This is a genomic window from Bradyrhizobium sp. WSM4873 (assembly GCF_055811355.1).
In genome coordinates, this window is the sequence record NZ_JBVVPS010000122.1 from 1 (window position 1) to 521 (window position 521).

The 521-nt window shown below is 56.4% G+C and carries 2 protein-coding genes; both read right to left on the reverse strand.

Features of this window, described 5'->3' with window-relative positions; translation table 11 throughout:
- Positions 1-110 precede the first annotated feature (110 nt).
- Positions 111-377 carry a hypothetical protein gene (locus tag AC0L21_RS38025; RefSeq protein WP_473267139.1) on the reverse strand — a complete coding sequence of 89 codons (267 nt, stop codon included), beginning with the start codon at positions 375-377 and terminating at the stop codon, positions 111-113.
- Positions 378-389: 12 nt separating this feature from the next.
- The coding region (locus tag AC0L21_RS38030) for an outer membrane beta-barrel protein (RefSeq protein WP_473267140.1) at positions 390-521 on the reverse strand (132 nt) is incomplete at its 5' end.

Consider the following 521-nt stretch of genomic DNA (forward strand, 5'->3'; position numbering starts at 1 on the left):
GGGCGATCCAGTATCCCAGAGACATTTGTTATCGACCGAGCGGCCGCGGCGTACTGGATGCCCCGGTCAAGCCGGGGCATGACAGCGGAGTGAGGGGCAGCGAGCAGACTTCAGTCAAGGACGTGCGGAAAGTGCCGTGCGTCCCACTCGTCAAGTCGGAACAGCACCTTACCGTATTCGAGAAGCTTGTCGCTCGGTCGATAGGGACGCGTCGAAACCTCAACGTCCGATGCTACTTCACTTGGCATCAAGTGAAAGTGCTCGTTGGTCTCACTCAGGGCCAGCAGTTCCTTGACTAAAAGGTCTCGGCCTTCGGGATTAAGCCATAGCTCGAATTCACCGGCCGAATTGATGTCTAAAGTAATTCGAGGTGCCATAGTGGCTTCTCCTCAATTCTGCAGCCTCACCCCGACCATCACCACCGTGCCCTGCGAGCTTGACCCCGGTTGGTTCGAATCCAGGATGTCGTGGCGGAGCGTGCCCTTGATCCAGATGTTGCGGTTGAGCTTGTAGATCAAATT